17 protein-coding genes are annotated in these 17,025 nt (G+C 51.8%); 11 read left to right on the top strand and 6 right to left on the bottom strand.

All coding sequences use genetic code 11. The features are described 5' to 3' along the window. Positions 1-83: 83 nt before the first annotated feature. The 5 genes from tnpA to mgsA all read left to right on the top strand — a co-directional run bounded on the left by tnpA (position 84) and on the right by mgsA (position 3,662). On the top strand, positions 84-467 hold the full coding sequence (gene tnpA / locus OGY08_RS25260) for an IS66-like element accessory protein TnpA (RefSeq protein WP_001201739.1): 384 nt from the start codon (positions 84-86) through the stop codon (positions 465-467). Beyond that, on the top strand, positions 464-811 hold the full coding sequence (gene tnpB / locus OGY08_RS25170; protein ID WP_000609174.1) for an IS66 family insertion sequence element accessory protein TnpB: 348 nt from the start codon (positions 464-466) through the stop codon (positions 809-811). Before tnpA ends, tnpB begins: the two co-directional genes overlap by 4 nt. Before the next feature lie 49 nt (positions 812-860). Next, on the top strand, positions 861-2,396 hold the full coding sequence (gene tnpC, locus OGY08_RS25165) for an IS66 family transposase (protein WP_032430836.1): 1,536 nt from the start codon (positions 861-863) through the stop codon (positions 2,394-2,396). Between the two features lie 51 nt (positions 2,397-2,447). Beyond that, positions 2,448-3,110 carry a curli synthesis inhibitor gene (gene csgI, locus OGY08_RS25160; protein WP_125363230.1) on the top strand — a complete coding sequence of 221 codons (663 nt, stop codon included), beginning with the start codon at positions 2,448-2,450 and terminating at the stop codon, positions 3,108-3,110. Positions 3,111-3,203: 93 nt separating this feature from the next. Beyond that, on the top strand, positions 3,204-3,662 hold the full coding sequence (gene mgsA, locus OGY08_RS25155) for a methylglyoxal synthase (protein WP_003035897.1): 459 nt from the start codon (positions 3,204-3,206) through the stop codon (positions 3,660-3,662). Between the two features lie 32 nt (positions 3,663-3,694). Here mgsA and helD read toward each other — a convergent pair whose 3' ends face one another. Beyond that, complete coding sequence (helD, locus tag OGY08_RS25150; RefSeq protein WP_057067104.1) at positions 3,695-5,749, bottom strand: DNA helicase IV; 2,055 nt, start codon at positions 5,747-5,749, stop codon at positions 3,695-3,697. Positions 5,750-5,874: 125 nt separating this feature from the next. Here helD and OGY08_RS25145 point away from each other — a divergent pair, with 125 nt between their 5' ends. Beyond that, the gene (locus tag OGY08_RS25145; RefSeq protein ID WP_003831998.1) at positions 5,875-6,321 is read left to right on the top strand and encodes a YccF domain-containing protein; all 447 of its coding nucleotides are present in this window, start codon (positions 5,875-5,877) and stop codon (positions 6,319-6,321) included. Positions 6,322-6,339: 18 nt separating this feature from the next. Next, the gene (gene yccS / locus OGY08_RS25140) at positions 6,340-8,493 is read left to right on the top strand and encodes a YccS family putative transporter (RefSeq protein WP_057067106.1); all 2,154 of its coding nucleotides are present in this window, start codon (positions 6,340-6,342) and stop codon (positions 8,491-8,493) included. On the opposite strand, the gene OGY08_RS25135 is transcribed toward yccS, so the two are convergent. Further along, positions 8,471-9,085, bottom strand: a complete 615-nt coding sequence (locus OGY08_RS25135) for a TfoX/Sxy family DNA transformation protein (RefSeq protein WP_003831996.1) — start codon at positions 9,083-9,085, stop codon at positions 8,471-8,473. The genes yccS and OGY08_RS25135 overlap by 23 nt on opposite strands. A 217-nt stretch (positions 9,086-9,302) precedes the next feature. On the opposite strand from OGY08_RS25135, the gene sulA reads away from it, so the two are divergent. Beyond that, positions 9,303-9,812, top strand: a complete 510-nt coding sequence (gene sulA, locus OGY08_RS25130) for an SOS-induced cell division inhibitor SulA (RefSeq protein WP_008784287.1) — start codon at positions 9,303-9,305, stop codon at positions 9,810-9,812. 357 nt (positions 9,813-10,169) lie between these two features. After that, a complete protein-coding gene (gene ompA, locus OGY08_RS25125; RefSeq protein ID WP_020996510.1) occupies positions 10,170-11,216 on the top strand; it encodes a porin OmpA in 1,047 nt (348 codons plus the stop codon). Positions 11,217-11,304: 88 nt separating this feature from the next. On the opposite strand, the gene matP is transcribed toward ompA, so the two are convergent. After that, positions 11,305-11,757: a macrodomain Ter protein MatP gene (gene matP, locus OGY08_RS25120; protein WP_032942905.1), complete on the bottom strand. Its 453-nt coding sequence runs from the start codon at positions 11,755-11,757 to the stop codon at positions 11,305-11,307. A gap of 185 nt (positions 11,758-11,942) precedes the next feature. On the opposite strand from matP, the gene OGY08_RS25115 reads away from it, so the two are divergent. Then, entirely contained in the window at positions 11,943-13,703 is a 1,761-nt protein-coding gene (locus OGY08_RS25115; RefSeq protein ID WP_032942904.1) for an AAA family ATPase, read from the top strand. A 68-nt stretch (positions 13,704-13,771) separates the two neighbouring features. Continuing rightward, positions 13,772-14,290, top strand: coding sequence for a bifunctional 3-hydroxydecanoyl-ACP dehydratase/trans-2-decenoyl-ACP isomerase (gene fabA / locus OGY08_RS25110; protein ID WP_003035875.1), 519 nt, complete (start codon positions 13,772-13,774; stop codon positions 14,288-14,290). 107 nt (positions 14,291-14,397) lie between these two features. Here the strand turns inward: fabA and rmf are convergent, their stop codons facing one another. The 3 genes from rmf to pqiB form a co-directional block, all read right to left on the bottom strand. Beyond that, entirely contained in the window at positions 14,398-14,565 is a 168-nt protein-coding gene (gene rmf / locus OGY08_RS25105; RefSeq protein WP_003035871.1) for a ribosome modulation factor, read from the bottom strand. 256 nt (positions 14,566-14,821) lie between these two features. Continuing rightward, on the bottom strand, positions 14,822-15,385 hold the full coding sequence (pqiC, locus tag OGY08_RS25100; RefSeq protein ID WP_057067102.1) for a membrane integrity-associated transporter subunit PqiC: 564 nt from the start codon (positions 15,383-15,385) through the stop codon (positions 14,822-14,824). Continuing rightward, positions 15,382-17,022, bottom strand: a complete 1,641-nt coding sequence (gene pqiB / locus OGY08_RS25095) for an intermembrane transport protein PqiB (protein WP_020996511.1) — start codon at positions 17,020-17,022, stop codon at positions 15,382-15,384. Before pqiB ends, pqiC begins: the two co-directional genes overlap by 4 nt. Positions 17,023-17,025 lie beyond the last annotated feature (3 nt).

Below are 17,025 nucleotides of genomic sequence, written 5' to 3'. Positions count from 1 at the left end.
GTAAGCGTCGTCTGAGTACCGTCTGGTCCCGAATCCAGGATCCTGTAACTTAAGCACCCACTTATTTTGCAGGTGGACACCTCATGCGCGCTAAAGAAAGACTTCCCCGGAAACACTATTCCCCTGAATTCAAAATGGAACTGGTCAGGCTGGCTCTTGAAGAAGAAGGCAGTATTGCCGCACTGGCCCGGAAACATGACGTCAATGATAACCTGCTCTTTAAATGGATAAGGCTCTGGCAGCGTGAAGGGCGGGTCTGTCGGCCCCGAAAAAACTCATCGTCGCTTCCTGCCCTGATACCCGTGCAGCTTCAGGCGGGCTCTTCTCTCCCAACCTTCGAACTACCATCCTGCTCTCCTCCCGCTACCTGCCACATAAAATGTCGGGGAGGAGAAATAACACTGACTCATCCCTCTGCTGAACTCATGAGCACTGTCCTGCGCGAACTGATGCGGGGGCCGGTATGATAAATCTTCCCGCAGGCACAAAAATCTGGCTGGTTGCCGGTATCACCGATATGCGCAACGGCTTCAATGGCCTCGCCGCAAAGGTGCAGACCGCGCTGAAAGATGACCCGATGTCCGGCCACGTCTTCATCTTCCGGGGACGCAGCGGCAGTCAGGTAAAACTGCTCTGGTCCACCGGCGATGGTCTGTGCCTGCTGACAAAGCGACTGGAACGTGGTCGCTTCGCCTGGCCCTCAGCCCGCGATGGCAAAGTGTTCCTGACGCCGGCGCAACTGGCGATGCTGATGGAAGGTATCGACTGGCGACAGCCAAAGCGGTTACTGACATCCCTGACCATGTTGTAGCGCTCTTTATCCTGGTTGTCGCAGAATAAGCCTGGTAAAATACAGGCTTATGAACGATACCTCTTCTGACGACATCCTTCTGCTGAAACAGCGCCTGGCCGAACAGGAAGCGTTGATCCACGCCCTGCAGGAAAAGCTGAGCAACCGGGAACGCGAAATAGACCATCTGCAGGCGCAACTGGATAAGCTGCGCCGGATGAACTTCGGCAGTCGTTCCGAAAAGGTATCCCGCCGTATCGCGCAAATGGAAGCTGACCTGAACCTGCTGCAGCAGGAAAGCGATACGCTGACCGGCCGGGTGGATGACCCGGCAGTGCAGCGCCCGCTGCGTCAGACCCGCACCCGCAAACCGTTCCCTGAGTCACTCCCACGGGATGAGAAGCGGCTGCTGCCGACTGAGCCGCGTTGCCCGGAGTGCGGTGGTTCGCTGAGTTACCTGGGTGAGGATGCCGCCGAACAGCTGGAGCTGATGCGCAGCGCCTTCCGGGTTATCCGGACAGTCCGTGAAAAGCATGCCTGCCGTCGGTGCGATCGCATCGTTCAGGCCCCGGCTCCTTCGCGCCCCATCGAACGGGGGATCGCCGGACCGGGGCTGCTGGCCCGAGTGCTGACCTCAAAGTATGCAGAGCACACACCGCTGTATCGCCAGTCGGAGATCTATGCCCGCCAGGGTGTAGTGTTGAGTCGTTCTGTACTGTCGGGCTGGGTGGATGCGTGTTGTCGTCTGCTGGCACCGCTGGATGAAGCCCTTCAGCACTATGTCCTGACCGACGGCAAACTCCATGCTGACGATACGCCTGTCCCGGTGCTGTTGCCGGGCAATAAGAAGACGAAGACCGGGCGCTTATGGACGTACGTTCGAGACGACCGCAACGCCGGATCAGCGCTGGCCCCCGCAGTGTGGTTCGCTTACAGCCCGGACAGAAAAGGTATCCACCCTCAGACCCATCTTGCAGGCTTCAGTGGCGTACTGCAGGCTGATGCCTACGCCGGGTTCAACGAGCTCTACCGCGACGGCCATATAAAGGAAGCCGCGTGCTGGGCCCATGCCCGCCGAAAAATCCACGATGTTCACGTCCGTACCCCGTCAGTCCTGACGGAGGAGGCGCTGAAACGGATCGGCGAGCTGTATGCCATCGAGTCGGAGATCAGAGGTAAAAGAGCAGAGGAACGGCAGGCAGTCCGGCACCAAAAAGTGCTGCCGCTGCTGGCGTCACTGGAGGGGTGGCTGCGGGAGAAACAGAAAACCCTCTCAAGGCACTCAGAACTGGCGAAGGCGTTCGGGTATGCGCTGAACCAGTGGCCGGCGCTGATCCGCTATGCAGAAGATGGCTGGGTGGAGGTGGATAATAACATTGCCGAAAACGCCCTACGACGGGTCAGTCTGGGGAGAAAAAACTGGCTGTTCTTCGGCTCGGATCATGGTGGTGAGCGCGGTGCGTCACTGTACAGTCTTATCGGGACGTGCAAATTAAACGGCGTGGATCCGGAACGCTATCTGCATTATGTACTTGATGTCATCGCCGACTGGCCTGTGAACCGGGTGGGTGCTCTGCTCCCGTGGCGGGTTACTCTGCCTGCCTGACCAGCTTCACTTCGTCAATACGGTTCTCACTGCACGCTTACGGAGAAACCTATGAAAGCCGGCATTGTGACAGCCTTGATTGCCCTATGTTTGCCGGTAACCGTTTTTGCTACCTCTTTACGTCTGTCTAATGATATTGACCTTCTGGTACTGGACGGAAAAAAAGTCTCCAGCTCATTACTGCGTGGTGCCGACAGTATTGAGCTGGAAAATGGTCGGCACCAGCTCGTGTTTCGCGTAGAAAAAACCATTCGCCTGTCCAGCCACGAAGAACGTCTGTATATTTCACCTCCGTTGGTCATCAGCTTTGATACCCAACTCGTCAGTCAGGTTAATTTCCACCTCCCACGTCTGAACAACGAGCGGGATGCAACGCATTTTGATGATGCCCCGCGCGTAGAACTGCTGGATGGGGACTCCATGCCTATACCGGTTAAGCTGGATATTCTGTCAATCACGTCCACCGCAAAAATCGTAGATTATGAAATGGAAACAGAGCGCTATAACAAAGCGGCTAAGCATGCGTCTTTACCGCAATTTGCCACGATGATGGCCGATGACAGTTCGCTGCTTTCCGAGGTGTCTGAACTGGATCGCGTGCCGCCTCAGTCGCAAACACTGACCGAGCAGCGCTTAAAATATTGGTTTCAACAGGCTGACGCACAAACGCGAAGTAACTTCTTACAATGGGCGGAGAAACAACCCCCATCGTGACATTTATGTTCGTATACGCATTTTTTTTGTCTTTCTCTTGCAGCGTCAAGTGCTTCCAGTACTCTGTAACAAGGTTAACTTGGGAGCTGTACTATGGAATTAACGACTCGCACATTGCCAGCGCAGAAACATATTGCATTGGTCGCACACGATCACTGCAAAAAGATGTTGATGAGCTGGGTTGAACGCCACCAGCCATTACTGGAAAAACACGTTCTGTATGCAACAGGAACAACAGGAAACTTAATTCAACGCGCGACAGGAATGGACGTCAACGCCATGCTGAGCGGCCCAATGGGGGGTGACCAGCAGGTGGGTGCGCTGATTTCAGAAGGGAAAATTGATGTGCTGATTTTCTTCTGGGATCCGCTCAACGCCGTTCCCCACGATCCTGATGTCAAAGCCCTGCTACGCCTGGCCACGGTCTGGAACATTCCCGTCGCCACCAACGTGTCAACGGCTGATTTTATTATCCAGTCGCCAAACTTCAACGACGCAACGGATATCTTGATCCCGGATTACGCCCGTTATCTGGCAGAACGCCTCAAATAAACGCTAAGCAGGCGGTAATTGCCGCCTGCTTTTCAGGGTTTCCTGGTCACCGGAACGTCTAATTGCTTAAGCTCATCAACAAAGCATGATGGCGCGTCTTTGCTAAACAGTAGCCATACCCGATGCCGAGCACGCGTTAGCGCCACATACAGCAACCGTCTCTCTTCTGCATCAGGAAAATCTTCAACAGCCGGAAGTAACGCCTCCTCCATAATCGACTCGCGAGCCGGAGCCGGGAAACCGTCATTCCCTTCATGAAGCCCCATAACAATGACGTAATCCGCCTGCTGCCCTTTGCTGGCATGAATAGTCATAAAATCCAGCTGCAGCTTGGGCCAGCGGGTGGCCGCTTTGTCCAGGCTGGCAGGTTTGAGATGATGGTATCGCGCCAGCACCAGAATTCTCTCTTCGGCTTTCACAAAACCCGACAGCTTATCCAGCAACAGATCTAACTGGCTTTCGTCGAGCAACGTGACGGCTTTTTTATCACCGGTCGTCAGACTGTTCAGCGGTTTCGTGAGCTGATGGGGATTTTGCTGGATAAACTGGTTTGCTACCTCACCAATACGGCTATTAAAACGGTAAGTCATATCCAGATTACAGCGATCGCCCTCGCCGAAGTTTTGCTGGAATGCGGTTGTCAGAGAAAGCTGTGCTCCGCTGAACCGGTAAATTGCCTGCCAGTCATCTCCCACGGCAAACAGCGTGGTCTGCGAGTTTTGCTTACGCAAGGCGGCTAACAGGGCGGCGCGCTGAGGGGAAATATCCTGAAATTCATCGACCAGAATATGTTTCCACGGACTGATAAACCGCCCCTTCTCCAGAATGACAATAGCCTGATGGATCAACCCGGAGAAATCGACGGCATTCTCATCCTTCAGGGCACTCTTCCAGGCCTTGAGCAGCGGCGCCATTAGCTTTATGCGTTTACTGAACAGATCACGGATCTCCTCCGGAGCATTAGCAATCATCTCCGCCTGTGCTCCGCCATGCATTCGCATCAAACTAACCCAGCGATCCAACCGGGAGGCCAGACGGCGCTGTAATTTTTCGTCATCCCAGAAGTTACCTTCGGGTACAGACCACTGCATTTCTTCTTCTAACCATTGTCGCCAGCCTTTAGCCTGAGCCTTTTTCTCACTGCACTGCTGACGCCAGGTTGTTATAAAGAGTTTGTTGCGCGCGATAGCATCATTTTCAAGCTTGCTTACCGTTGGGACTTTTTTGCTGCCTTGCGAAATAATGTGCAACGCGAGTGAATGGAACGTCCGTGCGGTGACCTCATCCGTATGCAGACGCTCACGGATGCGGTCATCCATCTCCTGGGCGGCTTTGCGTCCAAACGCCAGCAACAGGATCTGTTCTGGTGCGGCTTCTCCTCGTGCAAGCAACCAACCAGCCCGGGCAACCAACACAGATGTTTTACCGCTTCCAGCACCTGCAAGTACCAACAATGATTGCTCACCGTTCACCACCGCGCGCGCCTGAGCAGGGTTCAACGGCAAAGATTCAATATGCTGGAAAAACTCGGCATACTCTTCCAGCATTGCATCGGTGTACGCCTGATTGTGCTGTAAGCGACAGGCTTCAATGTCTTTCAACCATGCCTGGCATTGACGTAACGCCTCCCTGCAATTTTCAAATTCCTCCAGCCGATTAACCGGGAGCGGTAACGCGGCATAGGCACGGCGAATCTGCTGCTGCAGCCCTGACGTTTGTTCGCGCGTCAGCCATTTACTTTCACTAGTACGCGCCGCTATCGCATCCAACTGCTGCTGTAAAACCCCCGCAGCAACGTCACTCATTTCCTGGCTCCACTGTTGCCAGAGCGCATTCAAATGATGATGGAAGCGCTGGGTTTCCGCCCACTCTGTACCGTGAAGACGAACCACCTTCTCATCCGGGAGTACAAACTCCAGCTCGCCCCATACCAGGCCGCGTTTGCAATGAATAGCTAGTAACTGATTGAAGGGAATAAGATACTCGTGACGATCGCCGGAAACTTTAATCCCGGCATTGAGAATAACGGCCCGATCGTAAGGGTGTTGTGCCAGACGTTTTCCAAGAGAAGTTGCTTTCAGTTCCATAAGACTCAAGCGGATCCACACGAAGAGGTTTGCTTATCAGTGTAACCGCCAGAGAAAACGTGCTCCAGCCCAAAAAAACGTTACAATTGCCGAATTCACAGAAAACCAGAGTTAACCGAGGGTTTATGCGTACTGTTCTGAATATTTTAAATTTTGTGCTTGGGGGGTTCGCCACCACCCTGGCCTGGTTGCTGGCAACGCTGGTCAGTGTCGTGCTTATTTTTACTTTACCCTTGACCCGTTCATGCTGGGAGATAACCCGACTTTCGCTGTTTCCCTATGGTAACGAAGCGATTCATGTCGATGAACTGAATCCGGCCGGTAAAAGCGTCCTGTTAAATACCGGCGGCACCGTGCTCAATATTTTCTGGCTGATTTTCTTCGGCTGGTGGTTGTGCCTGATGCACATTATCTCTGGTATTGCTCAGTGCATTACGATTATTGGTATTCCGGTTGGCATTGCAAACTTTAAAATCGCTGCCATTGCGCTCTGGCCGGTGGGTCGCCGGGTGGTTTCAGTAGAAGTTGCCCGTGCAGCGCGTGAAGCCAATGCACGTCGTCGTTTTGAATAATCAGGACCGATGGCCTTTATGTTAAGTCCTCTGCTCAAACGCTATACCTGGAACAGCACATGGCTGTACTACGTGCGGATTTTTATCGCGCTATGCGGCACAACGGCGCTACCCTGGTGGCTGGATGACGTCAAGCTGACTATCCCACTCACGCTGGGTATGGTCGCTGCCGCACTTACCGATCTGGACGATCGTCTCGCGGGCCGATTGCGCAATTTAATCATCACACTGGTGTGCTTTTTTATTGCCTCAGCCTCCGTTGAACTGCTCTTCCCATGGCCATGGCTGTTTGCTATTGGTTTAACGCTTTCCACCAGCGGCTTTATTCTGCTGGGGGGATTAGGCCAGCGCTATGCAACTATTGCTTTTGGTGCATTGCTGATCGCCATTTACACGATGCTGGGCACCTCGCTTTACGATCAGTGGTATCAACAACCCATCCTGCTGCTCGCTGGCGCTATCTGGTATAACCTGCTGACGCTCACCGGACATCTTCTGTTCCCCATCCGCCCCTTACAGGACAATCTGGCACGCAGCTACGAACAGTTAGCGCACTACCTGGAACTGAAATCGCGTCTTTTTGACCCCGACATAGAAGATGAAAGCCAGGCACCGTTGTATGATTTAGCTCTCGCGAATGGCCAACTGATGGCAACGCTGAATCAGACTAAAGTGTCGCTGCTGACCCGCCTGCGCGGTGACCGTGGACAACGGGGAACACGTCGCACGCTACATTACTATTTTGTGGCGCAGGATATTCATGAACGCGCAAGCTCTTCACATATTCAGTATCAAACGCTACGCGATCATTTCCGTCACAGCGATGTGATGTTCCGTTTCCAGCGGTTGATGTCGATGCAAGGGCAAGCCTGTTCACAATTATCTCGCTGTATTTTATTGCGCACGCCTTACCAGCACGATCCGCACTTTGAGCGCGCCTTCACCCATATAGATGCCGCACTTGAGCGCATGCGTGCCAGTGGTGAACCTGCCGACCTGCTCAATACGCTGGGTTTTTTACTGTCAAACCTACGGGCAATCGACGCGCAGCTTGCTACCATAGAGTCTGAACAGGCTCAGGTACTCTCGCGCAATGAGACTGAAAATCAGCTTGCCGATGACAGTCCCCATGGATTCAGTGATATCTGGTTACGTCTGAGCCGTAATTTCACCCCTGAGTCTGCTCTGTTTCGCCATGCCGTTCGCATGTCGTTAGTGCTCTGTGTTGGTTACGCCATTATCCAGATAACCGGCATGAATCACGGATACTGGATCTTGCTGACCAGCCTGTTTGTCTGTCAGCCAAACTACAACGCCACCCGACATCGCCTGGCGCTCAGGATTATCGGCACGTTGGTTGGGATTGCCATTGGTTTACCGATCCTGTGGTTTGTACCCTCTCTCGAAGGGCAGCTGATACTCCTGGTGATCACTGGTGTACTGTTTTTTGCCTTTCGCAACGTCCAGTATGCACACGCCACCATGTTTATCACGCTGCTGGTGTTACTGTGCTTTAACCTGCTCGGCGAAGGCTTTGAGGTTGCACTGCCGCGTGTCATCGATACGCTAATTGGCTGTGCTATCGCCTGGGCTGCTGTCAGTTTCATCTGGCCAGACTGGCGTTTTCGTAACCTACCACGGGTAATTGAACGGGCGACTGACGCTAACTGCCGCTACCTTGATGCTATTCTCGAGCAATATCATCAGGGCCGTGATAATCGTCTGGCCTACCGTATCGCTCGCCGTGATGCGCATAATCGTGATGCTGAACTCGCCTCCGTGGTATCAAACATGTCAAGCGAGCCGGATGTCACGGCCCAAACCCGCGAAACGGCGTTCCGTTTACTGTGTCTCAACCATACGTTTACCAGCTATATTTCTGCGCTGGGCGCACATCGCGAACAGCTGACCAATCCAGACGTTTTGGCATTGCTGGATGACGCTGTTTGCTATGTTGATGATGCCCTTCACCATCAACCCGCTGACGAGCAGCGTGTATATCAGGCGTTAGAAGGGCTGAAGCAGCGAATTCAGCACCTGGAACCACGCCCGGACAGTAAAGAGCCGCTGGTCGTTCAGCAAGTTGGGCTATTGATCGCCCTGCTCCCAGAGATCCGGCGATTACAGCAGCAAATTGACGTGCTGCCGTCTAATACCCCGGCTCCGGCGTAAGAGAACTTACCCACTCAACCAGCTCCTGGCGACGCGTCGCCGGGAGCGCGGCTTCATGTATCCCCCCTACCGCGCCTTCAAGGGCATAGAGTACTTTTACCGTCAGAGCCGGGTTATTTTGCCGAAGTTTCAGCCAGCACATTTGTGCTCCCAACGATCGCATGGTCCCCTCATCTTTAATTCCAGCTTCATTCAACAGAGTCTCCAGATGAAACGTCATATTCGGCAATTCCCGCAGACGATGCTGGGCAAAGCGACTCTGTTTTTCCTTAACCGCTGCATCCAACGAATATCGCGATAGCGACACCAACTGCTGCTGGTTTTGCCACAGGGCATCGTTCACCTGGTAATAATTAAGTACAAGAGGACGTCCGCGCTTAATAAATGTCAGCCAGACAGGAGAATTTTGTACACAATACTGGGCGCTCTGCTCACAGGCGCGAAGATACAGCTCACCATTAGCGACCATGGCAAAGACCGTATCGCCAACCGTCAGACTGTAGCCACCAAACAGTGAGCGATAGTGAATTGTCCCCAGAGAAGCCAGATATTCCTGCGATTTATAGATCCTTGCATAAGAAAGCTCTTTCATAAAAATCCTTTTTAAATCATAACGTAAGCAAATGATTTTCAGTAGCGGATCCGTTAATGACGAAAATAGGCAACTTATGCGTATGGGGCAAGATGAATTTTATTTTTCCCGTGACAACGACTAAAAATTGCGAACCTGTTTCCGAAAATAAGGTTGATCTTTGTTGATTGCAGGGTTACTGTATATCCATACAGTAACTCACAGGGCTGGATTGATTATGTACACTTCAGGCTATGCAAATCGTTCATCGTCGTTCTCTTCCACATCAAGCAACATTGCGCGCGTTTCATCAGAGAACGCAACCGCTGGGCTTATCAGTGAAGTTGTCTATCGCGAGGACCAGCCCATGATGACACAACTGCTGCTGCTTCCCCTGCTGCAACAGTTAGGGCAACAATCACGCTGGCAGCTGTGGCTGACGCCTCAGCAAAAATTAAGTCGGGAGTGGGTGCAGTCAGCTGGACTTCCATTGACGAAAGTCATGCAAATTAGTCAGCTATCCCCCTGCAATACGCTGGAATCGATGATTCGTGCGCTACGCACGGGTAATTACAGTGTTGTCATTGGCTGGCTGGCGGAAGAATTAACGGAAGATGAACATGCCGAACTGGTCAAAGCGGCTGATGAAGGTAATGCGATGGGTTTTATCATGCGTCCGGTTCGCGCCCAGACACTTGCGGGCAGACAGCATTCCGGGCTAAAAATTCACTCGAATTTGTATCATTGAGTAAAATTAGGATTTATCCTGGAATTTTTTTTCATCTCTCAATTTGTCTTTGAGCTGTAATGTGTTTTTCGTCTGAACGCTTGTCTGAAGCGGTTTTCAGGATATCCTCAGTACATTTATTCAGCTATAAATGTTAAATATTGTGTATACAAGCCTTTTTTTTTCATATGCCTGACGGACTTCACACTTGTAAGTTTTCAACTACGTTGTAGACTTTACATCGCCAGGGGTGCTCGGCGTAAGCCGCAGATATCGGTAGAGTAACTATTGAACTGGTCCCCGGGTGAAGGATTTAACCGTGTTATCTCTCTTCGGAGATATTCATGGCGAATTTTGGATGATAACGAGGCGCAAAAAATGAAAAAGACAGCTATCGCAATTGCAGTGGCACTGGCTGGTTTCGCTACCGTGGCGCAGGCCGCTCCGAAAGATAACACCTGGTATACTGGTGCTAAACTGGGCTGGTCTCAGTTCCATGATATTGGCAACAACCGTATCGACAACAACGGTCCGACCCACGAAAGCCAACTGGGTGCCGGTGCGTTCGGTGGTTATCAGGTTAACCCGTACGTTGGTTTCGAAATGGGTTACGACTGGTTAGGCCGTATGCCATACAAAGGCAGCGAGCAGAATGGCGCTTTCAAAGCTCAGGGCGTTCAACTGACCGCTAAACTGGGTTACCCAATCACTGACGATCTGGACGTTTATACCCGTCTGGGTGGTATGGTTTGGCGTGCAGACGCTAAAAACAACGATGGCTTCAAAGACCACGACACTGGTGTATCCCCAGTATTCGCTGGTGGCGTAGAGTATGCAATTACTCCTGAAATCGCTACCCGTCTGGAATACCAGTGGACCAACAACATCGGTGACGCGAACACCGTTGGCGGTCGTCCGGATAACGGCCTGTTGAGCGTTGGTGTTTCTTACCGTTTCGGTCAGCAGGAAGAAGCAGCTCCAGTAGTTGTTGCTCCGGCTCCGGCTCCAGAAGTACAGACCAAGCACTTCACTCTGAAGTCTGACGTTCTGTTCAACTTCAACAAAGCAACTCTGAAACCAGAAGGCCAGCAGGCTCTGGACCAGATGTACAGCCAGCTGAGCAACCTGGATCCGAAAGACGGTTCCGTAGTGGTTCTGGGCTTCACTGACCGCATCGGTTCTGACGCTTACAACCAGGGTCTGTCCGAGAAACGTGCTCAGTCCGTTGTTGATTACCTGATCTCTAAAGGTATTCCTTCTGACAAAATCTCTGCACGTGGTATGGGTGAATCCAACCCAGTTACTGGCAACACCTGTGACAACGTGAAAGCTCGCGCTGCACTGATCGACTGCCTGGCTCCGGATCGTCGTGTTGAGATCGAAGTTAAAGGCATCAAAGACGTTGTAACTCAGCCTCAGGCTTAAGTTATCGTCTTATAAAAAACCCCGCATAGCGGGGTTTTTTTTCATCTGTTTTCATCCAAAGTAAGCCACGCATTCAACCAGCCGACCGCTACTCTTTCCCCAGCAACGCCTGTAAATCCTGTTTCAATGTCGACATTTTGTTCGCGTACTTCTCTTTATGCTCTGCGTCTTCAATCAGCTGCACAATAGTTTCAGAAAGCGTTTTTCCGCGCCGCTGCGCAAGACCTGCCAGACGCTGCCAGACCATAAATTCCAGATCGATGGATTTCTTCCGGGTATGCTGATGCTCAGCATTAAAGTGCCGCTTGCGCCTGGCACGTATGGTTTGTTTCATACGATTAAGCAGCGCAGGATTCATGTGTTCTTCAATCCAGCTATTGACCCGAACCGGTTCATTTTCGAGGGTTAGCAATAAATCAACGGCTTCTTTGGCAGCGCTGGCCTCGACGTAACGGGTGATTAATTCCCCCTCACGATGCTTCTTCACCAGATACTTCCATTTCCAGCCGCTTTCAAGGTTTTCAAGTTGTTGATATTTCATTGCGATCTCAATGTTACCGTGTAACTCTTATCAGAATATCAGCTTTTTCGGCATCTGAAGAAAAGAATATCCAGCCTGTGAACTGTCGCGCGTCATCACAACCGTTTCGCGGTGCTTTCCAGGTGTTTAGTGGTGAGGGTTACGGTATAATCTCGTTTTTTACAACAGACTAAAAAACATCAACTTTGACCATTACGAAACTTGCATGGCGTGATCTGGTTCCTGATACCGACAGTTATCAGGAAGTATTTGCACAGCCGCACGTCACTGACGACACCGACACCTTACTTAGTGATACTCAGCCACGTTTACAATTCGCGCTAGAGCAGCTTCTTCAGCACTGGACAACATCCTCGTTCATGTTGGTAAAAGCACCGGAAGAGCTTGAGTATCTCAACCTTATTGCAAAGGCTGCACGTCCCTTGCACACGGATGCAGGAAGCCTGACTGGCGGTCATTACGACATCTCCGGTCACACTATTCGTTATCGTACAGCTGAGAAAACGGAAGACAATTTTGCGACGTTAACGCAGGTGGTCAGCGCTGACTGGGCCGAAGCCGAACAACTGTTCGGCTGTCTACGTCAGTTCAATGGTGAAATCACGCTACAGCCAGGTCTGGTACATCAGGCCAATGGAGGTGTGCTGGTTATCTCATTGCGCACGCTGTTGGCCCAACCGCTGTTATGGATGCGCCTGAAAGCCATTGTCAGCCACGAGCGTTTTGATTGGGTGGCTTTTGATGAGTCTCGCCCGCTGCCTGTCTCCGTTCCGCCTATGCCGCTTAAACTGAAAGTGATTTTGGTGGGTGAGCGTGAATCGCTGGCGGATTTCCAGGACATGGAACCAGAATTGGCTGAGCAGGCCATTTACAGCGAGTTTGAAGATAATCTGCAGATTGTGGATGCCGAAACCATGACGCAGTGGTGTCAATGGGTCACGCATACTGCCATGCGCAATAATTTGCCTTACCCCGCTCCCGATGCCTGGCAGGTTCTGATCCGTGAAGCCGTTCGCTATACCGGTGAACAGGATACATTGCCGCTTAACCCGCTGTGGATCACCCGACAGTTCAAAGAGGTGGCACCGTTATGCGAGGGCGAAACCTGCAACGCTGAGCAGTTCAGCCTGATGCTGGCTCAGCGCGAATGGCGTGAGGGATTCCTGGCTGAACGCATGCAGGATGAAATTCTGCAAGAGCAAATCCTTATCGAGACAGAAGGCGAGCGTATTGGCCAGATCAACGCCTTGTCGGTGATTGAGTTTCCAGGCCACCCACGCGCATTTGGCGAGCCTTCTCGTATCAGTTGCGTCGTGCATATTGGCGACGGCGAGTTTACGGATATTGAGCGCAAAGCCGAGCTTGGCGGAAATATTCATGCCAAGGGTATGATGATTATGCAGGCGTTCCTGATGTCGGAACTCCAGCTGGAGCAACAGATCCCCTTCTCTGCCTCGCTGACCTTTGAGCAATCTTACAGTGAGGTGGACGGTGACAGCGCGTCCATGGCAGAACTGTGCGCATTGATTAGCGCCCTCGCCGACGTACCTGTTAATCAAAGTATCGCTATTACCGGTTCTGTCGATCAGTTTGGTCGGGCGCAACCTGTCGGTGGTCTGAATGAGAAAATTGAAGGTTTCTTCGCCATCTGCCAGCAGCGCGAGCTGACAGGCACACAGGGCGTTATCATTCCTTCGGCTAACGTCAGACACCTCAGCCTGCAGCCTGCGCTGCTACAGGCCATAGAAGAAGAAAAATTCACTATCTGGGCGGTGGACGACGTGACTGATGCGCTGCCACTGTTGTTAAATCTGGTGTGGGATGGCGAAGGCCAGACAACGCTGATGCAAACCATTCAGGAGCGTATTGCCACGGCAACGCAACAGGAAGGTCGTCACCGTTTTCCATGGCCGCTACGTTGGCTGAACTGGATTATTCCGAACTGATCGGACTTGTTCAGCGTACACGTGTTAGCTATCCTGCGTGCTTCAATAAAATAAGGCTTACAGAGAACATGGTAGATAAACGCGAATCCTATACGAAAGAAGACCTTCTTGCCTCTGGTCGCGGTGAGCTGTTTGGCGCTAAAGGGCCACAACTGCCAGCACCAAGCATGCTGATGATGGACCGTGTCATCAAGATGACCGAAACCGGTGGCAACTTTGACAAAGGTTATGTTGAAGCTGAACTGGATATCAACCCGGACCTGTGGTTCTTCGGTTGTCACTTTATCGGCGATCCGGTGATGCCGGGCTGCCTGGGTCTCGACGCCATGTGGCAACTGGTTGGATTCTATCTCGGCTGGCTGGGCGGCGAAGGTAAAGGCCGTGCGCTGGGCGTAGGCGAAGTTAAATTCACCGGCCAGGTTCTGCCGACCGCGAAGAAAGTCACTTACCGCATTCACTTCAAACGCATCGTTAACCGTCGCCTGATCATGGGCCTGGCAGATGGTGAAGTGCTGGTTGATGGTCGTCTGATCTACACTGCAAACGATCTGAAAGTGGGTCTGTTCCAGGACACTTCCGCGTTCTAATCCAGAACTGCGAAGCAGCCAGACATTAACGTTTCCCCGTTTTATCTGGTGTGCAAAAAGGCGAAACCTCCGCTCTGCGGAGGTTTCTTTTATCTAAAGAGACAGAATCAGGCCATTAAAACCCTATCCCCCATGGCTTCTCGCCAGCCTCCCAGCCAGTATGACCTCTGATTCAGCGTCTGATAGGGACACATTTCTTTTGAGCGTCCGGCAATGCCGGCCTGATATCCACGTTGATGTGCCCGTTCCAGGCGATCTCGTTTTTGTCTCTTCATGCCTCGTTTCCCTCATTTTTGGGTCTGGTGGAAAAGAAAACAGTGATTACTAAGTGTGCAATCACACTAAACGAATACCCCTAAACATCAGGCTCGTCAATGCGCAAAATTCACGCCAGTGTCATATTTGTGAGCTAGCCTCTAAATCATTTGTACAAAAATAGTCAGTCAGAACAGCTATCTTCACGGCTAAAAAAATAAAAAAAACCGCCCCGGGCAATGAACCAGGGGCGGCATAATTTACAATTATTTAAGCTTAAGGGATGCGTTTCAGCTCTTGAGCAATAGCCGTCGCTTCCTGACTCCAGGTATTGGCTAGAACCTTCACCATCTCATCGTAGCCGTCTTTCGTCTGTACAGCTTCGACGTGGAACGGGCGTTTGATCAGTTGTCCCTGATGATTCAGCAACCATTCACCGCTCACAATAACCTTACCATCGTACCGACCGTGGAAGCCAGTTACGGTCACGTTCAGCGTATCCTGAGTGCTTCCCAGCGGTTGTGAAGCGACAACCCAGCCAGGCAACTGCATACTGAGGTTCGCAACCAGTGTATTGCGCAATTGCTGATCTAATGGGCTGGCCCAGAGATTATTATTGGCTATCACATATTGCACATCGCTGGTCTGGTAAACCACCCCATTACCGGCCAGATAATCAGGTACCGCAATCTGTTCAACCCACAGCAGACGGTTTCCCTGATTGGCGGAGCTCTGCACACCGCCTTGTGCGATAGGGAGCTGGTAATAGCTTTTATTTTCTCCGCTGGAGCTACATGACGTCAGCCAGACCGCCATCATCACCACTAGCCATTTTTTCATTGTTTCGCCCTCTTCGGCTCTGGATCTTTTTTGTCCTTCGCTTCAAATACCAGCGCATTACTCTTATCGTTCAACGTTTTCAGTACCGGTTGCAGTTCACGCAGTACCTGATCAAGACGCTGCATATCCGCCACCATCTTGTTGTAGGCCGCGGAACCAGGCTGGAAGCCCTGCATACTACGATTCAGTTCACGTAGCGTGTTCTGCATATCCGCCGGCAGATCCTGCATCGACTGGCTGGACGTGATCTTGTTCATGTTATCCAGCGTGGTTTGCAGATGTTTCATTGTGCGCTGGCTTTCCGACAGCGTATTGGTTGCCTGCTCAATCATCGGGTTCAGCGGCAGATTGTTAATCTTATCCAACGCTTCCATCAGACGCTGTTGGATCTGCGCCAGACCACCGCTCACGGTCGGAATAATTTGATAACCATTGAATTCGCGTACACCGGTAATCGGCGGCTCTTTCGGGTAGAAGTCGAGATCGACATACAGCGCGCCGGTCACCAGGTTCCCGGTTTTGAGCGATCCTCGTAATCCGCGTTTAAGCAGTTGCTCCAAATGAGCGCCAACATCGGTATCTTCTCCCAGCTGTGCCTTCAGACGTTCTGGTTCAATACGCACCAGCACCGGAATACGGTAATCATTGTTAAATACCTGACGCATATTCGGTGAGAAGAAAGGTACTTTACTCACCGTACCCAAGCGGATGCCACGGAATTCCAGCGGTGCACCAGGCTGTAGGCCACGAATCGAATCTTTAAAGAACATCAGGTAATCAATATGATCGGTATACAGGGAATCCTGAATACTTTTTTGATCGTCATAGAGGTTAAATGAGGCCTGCTGCTCAACCGGTTGACCTTGTTCCAGTCCTTCGGGCACATCAAAACTTACACCACCGCCAAACAGCGTGGAGAGCGATCCCATTTCTACGCGCATACCTGCTGAGGTAAGATCTACGGCGATCCCGCTGTCTTTCCAGAAACGTACATTGCTGGTCACCAGACGATCGTTAGGCGCATTGATGAAAAGCTGATAGCTGATCGTACGCTTTTGCGCATCAAACGTGCTGGTTTCAACCGAGCCCACACGATAGCCGCGGAAAAGCACCGGATCGCCTGGGCTCAACTGACCGGCTTTTTTACTGTCCAGAATCACACGGATCCCTTTTGCATCTGGCGGAGCCAGCGGCGGTGAATCCAGCAGTTGGTAATTTTCCAGCTTACTGCCTTTATTGCCGGGCTGCAGTTCAATATAAGCCCCGGACAATAACGTGCCGAGCCCACTGATACCTTCACGTCCAACCTGCGGCTTCACCACCCAAAAGACAGAATCTTTATGCAGCAGCTTTTCCATTCCGGAGTTAAGACGCGCTTTAATCTCCACATGGGTCAAATCATCAGTCAGGGTTGCGCTCTCGACGATACCGACATCCACGCTGCGGCTCTTAATCGTCGTTTTGCCCCCTTCAATACCTTCAGCATTGGTGGTAATCAGCGTGACCTGTGGCCCCTGATGACTGTAGTGATAAAACAGTACCCACGCGCCAATGAGTGCAGTGACGATAGGGAATATCCACACGGGCGACCAGTTTTTTACCTTTTGCACTTTGGCTTCCCCACTTTTAGATTCCATGCT

Source organism: Citrobacter sp. Cpo069 (genome assembly GCF_030332785.1).
GTDB classification, from domain to species: Bacteria; Pseudomonadota; Gammaproteobacteria; order Enterobacterales; family Enterobacteriaceae; genus Citrobacter; species Citrobacter portucalensis.
Note: the sequence above shows the minus strand (reverse complement) of the source record. Positions and strands in the feature narration are given on the sequence as shown.

Bases quoted from the DNA above. Each gene is read 5' to 3' on its own strand.
- mgsA (WP_003035897.1), top strand. From the start codon at position 3,204: ATGGAATTAACGACTCGCACATTGCCAGCGCAGAAACATATTGCATTG.
- tnpB (WP_000609174.1), top strand. From the start codon at position 464: ATGATAAATCTTCCCGCAGGCACAAAAATCTGGCTGGTTGCCGGTATC.
- sulA (WP_008784287.1), top strand. From the start codon at position 9,303: ATGTACACTTCAGGCTATGCAAATCGTTCATCGTCGTTCTCTTCCACA.
- csgI (WP_125363230.1), top strand. From the start codon at position 2,448: ATGAAAGCCGGCATTGTGACAGCCTTGATTGCCCTATGTTTGCCGGTA.
- pqiC (WP_057067102.1), bottom strand. From the start codon at position 15,385: ATGAAAAAATGGCTAGTGGTGATGATGGCGGTCTGGCTGACGTCATGT.
- tnpC (WP_032430836.1), top strand. From the start codon at position 861: ATGAACGATACCTCTTCTGACGACATCCTTCTGCTGAAACAGCGCCTG.
- rmf (WP_003035871.1), bottom strand. From the start codon at position 14,565: ATGAAGAGACAAAAACGAGATCGCCTGGAACGGGCACATCAACGTGGA.
- tnpA (WP_001201739.1), top strand. From the start codon at position 84: ATGCGCGCTAAAGAAAGACTTCCCCGGAAACACTATTCCCCTGAATTC.
- fabA (WP_003035875.1), top strand. From the start codon at position 13,772: ATGGTAGATAAACGCGAATCCTATACGAAAGAAGACCTTCTTGCCTCT.
- ompA (WP_020996510.1), top strand. From the start codon at position 10,170: ATGAAAAAGACAGCTATCGCAATTGCAGTGGCACTGGCTGGTTTCGCT.
- OGY08_RS25135 (WP_003831996.1), bottom strand. From the start codon at position 9,085: ATGAAAGAGCTTTCTTATGCAAGGATCTATAAATCGCAGGAATATCTG.
- pqiB (WP_020996511.1), bottom strand. From the start codon at position 17,022: ATGGAATCTAAAAGTGGGGAAGCCAAAGTGCAAAAGGTAAAAAACTGG.
- helD (WP_057067104.1), bottom strand. From the start codon at position 5,749: ATGGAACTGAAAGCAACTTCTCTTGGAAAACGTCTGGCACAACACCCT.
- OGY08_RS25145 (WP_003831998.1), top strand. From the start codon at position 5,875: ATGCGTACTGTTCTGAATATTTTAAATTTTGTGCTTGGGGGGTTCGCC.
- yccS (WP_057067106.1), top strand. From the start codon at position 6,340: ATGTTAAGTCCTCTGCTCAAACGCTATACCTGGAACAGCACATGGCTG.
- matP (WP_032942905.1), bottom strand. From the start codon at position 11,757: ATGAAATATCAACAACTTGAAAACCTTGAAAGCGGCTGGAAATGGAAG.